Source organism: Iamia sp. (assembly GCF_035575815.1).
Classification (GTDB): domain Bacteria; phylum Actinomycetota; class Acidimicrobiia; order Acidimicrobiales; family Iamiaceae; genus Iamia.
The window spans coordinates 1-2234 of record NZ_DATLXO010000012.1 but is presented as its reverse complement, the minus strand read 5'-3'; the positions used below and the strand labels follow the sequence as shown (position 1 = coordinate 2234).

Here is a 2234-nt window from a genome sequence, read left to right as displayed (position 1 = left end):
GATGAGCTCGATCATGGTGCGGATGCTGGTGAGGGGCCGGCCCCGCCAGTTCATCGAGATGAAGCTGAACAGGCGGTGTTCGATCTTGTTCCACTTCGAGGTGCCCGGCGGGTAGTGCAACACGGTGATCGTCAGCCCGGTCTCTGCGGCGAGGCGGGCGAGGTGGAACTTCCAGGCCCGCACCCGGGACCCGTTGGATCCGCCGCCATCCGCGGTGATCGTCAGCGTCGTCGCGTCACCGAACCGCTGGGAGCCGGTGGTGGTCCACCAGCGGCGGATGGCCTCGACGGCGAACTCGGCGGTGTCAGCGACATCGCCCACGCTGACCCATCCCTCGTCGTTGCCGATGTCATAGACCCCATACGGGATGGCCTTGGCGTGCTCGCCCAAGGCCCGATCCGCGAAGTCATGGGTGTTGACCCGCTCGGGGTCCTTGCCCGGCCGCCAGTCCCGGCCTCCGTTGGCGTAGTTGCCGATCAGTTCCTTCTTCTTGGTGTCGACGCTGATCACCGGCTCACCGGCGGCCAGGCGCTCAGCGACGATCCCGTTGAGGTAGCGGAACTGGCCGTCGCGGTCGGGGTGGCTGGCCCCCTCGACCTGCTTGGACGGCGCCTGGAGCGAGTAGCCCATCTGGTGCAACAACCGCCGCACCAGCTCCGCGGAGACCTGGAACCCCTGGACGGTGAGCTGGCGGGCCAGCTCATAGGTCGACGTGAGCGTCCACCGCAACGGCGACATCGGATGACCCCGGGTCTCGGGCCACACCAGCTCATCGAGGGCCTCGGCCAGGCCGGGCTGCTTGTCGATGGCGGGCTTGTCGCCCGCCCCCGGCGCCCGCAACCGCTCCGACGGCTCAACCCCCACCTCGACCTCACCAACCGCCTTGGCAACGGTGTTGCGGCTCATCCCCGACGCCTCGGCCACCGCTGTCTTCCCACCCCGACCCAACCCCTGGGCCATCGCCCCCACAACCACCCGACGCTGCACCTCGTTCAGATGCGGCAACACCGTCTCGAAGAACCCCCGAAGCTCCTCAGCCGACACGTCCACACCGACAACCTACACCGCGTGATCAATCCTGTGGCGGACCCCTATCTGGTCCGCAATGGAGTGGAGTCCCTCCGGGGAGCGCACCTTCATCGATCACGCGGACGGTGGGCGTGCTACGACGCAGCCCGAGACTGGGATGTGGTCTGTGCGCCGGCCTGCGGCACGGCTGCCTCGGATTCTTCGGCGAGTTGGTGCAGGACGTCGAGCAGCTGCGCGGGTTCGGCGACCCGGGCGAAGAACTCGGCGTCGGCGGCCTCGACGAGAGTGACGGCCTGCTCGGCGAGGCGCCGTCCGTCCTCTGTCACGGTGAGGCGTTTGACGCGGGCGTCGGCGGGGTCGGCGGCGCGGGTGAGGAGCCCGCGACTCTCCAGTGTGCGGACGACCTGGCTGGTCATCATCACGTCGGCCTCGGCGTGGGCGGCGGCCTGTCGCTGGCTCGGCAGCTGACCAGTCGGGCCAGCTTGGTCCGACAGCCACCAGACGCTGGCCAGCAGCACGAACTGCACGTGGGTGAGCTCGAGTGGCCGGAGGGCGGTGGTGACGCTGCGCTGCCAACGCAGGGTGGTGCGCCACAGCAGGAAACCGGGACTGTCCTGCGGCCCGGATGCGTCAAAGGTGGCGCCGTCGGTCATGTGTGGGCGGGGTCGGCCGAGGCGGGTACGGCTTCGGCGAGCCGGGCCAGTGCCCGCATCGCAGTTGGCATGCCCGCGGCGATGCGCTTGCCGATGAGCCGGGCGAAGAGCGGTGACAGCGGCCCGGTGATCGTGACGCAATGAGTGAAGCGGCTGCCTGCCGCTGTGGGCTCGATCCGGTGGGCGAAGGTCAGGCGACTCAGCAGTAGCCGGCTGACGTCGGTGAAGCTGACCTCGGGTGTGACTTCGGTGAAGGTGAACGGCGTGGCCGGGCCCTTGACTGGCTTGAGGCTCCCGCGGGTGCCGACGACCACTGAGCCTTGCACTGTGACGCTCGCGGTCTGATGGTCCCACTCGGGCCAGGTCGTGGGCTCGGCGTATCGCGCCCACACCTGCGACGGCGAAGCGCTGGCTGTCTCGGTGTGCTCGAACGTCCACATGCTCTGTGTCCTCCTGTCCTCGACGACGCCGTGCCGTCAGTGCGCATACTATAAGCGCACATACGGATCTTCTCCGAGACGCAGTTCAGGGCACCTCGAGCCTTGGGGGTGG

Annotated in this window: 3 protein-coding genes; all 3 read right to left on the bottom strand. The window is 68.6% G+C overall.

The genetic code is table 11. The features are described 5' to 3' along the window. The coding region (locus VNL12_RS00995; RefSeq protein WP_414654833.1) for an ISAzo13 family transposase at window positions 1-1050 on the bottom strand (1050 nt) is incomplete at its 3' end. A gap of 113 nt (window positions 1051-1163) precedes the next feature. Next, window positions 1164-1682 (bottom strand): hypothetical protein, encoded by a 519-nt coding sequence (locus tag VNL12_RS00990; protein ID WP_325590752.1) that lies wholly within the window; start codon window positions 1680-1682, stop codon window positions 1164-1166. After that, window positions 1679-2122: an SRPBCC family protein gene (locus VNL12_RS00985; RefSeq protein ID WP_325590750.1), complete on the bottom strand. Its 444-nt coding sequence runs from the start codon at window positions 2120-2122 to the stop codon at window positions 1679-1681. The genes VNL12_RS00990 and VNL12_RS00985 overlap by 4 nt, the downstream gene beginning before the upstream one ends. Between the last annotated feature and the right edge of the window lie 112 nt (window positions 2123-2234).

Excerpts from the sequence above, each read along its gene's own strand:
- VNL12_RS00990 (WP_325590752.1), bottom strand. The coding sequence starts at position 1,682 with ATGACCGACGGCGCCACCTTTGACGCATCCGGGCCGCAGGACAGTCCC.
- VNL12_RS00985 (WP_325590750.1), bottom strand. The coding sequence starts at position 2,122 with ATGTGGACGTTCGAGCACACCGAGACAGCCAGCGCTTCGCCGTCGCAG.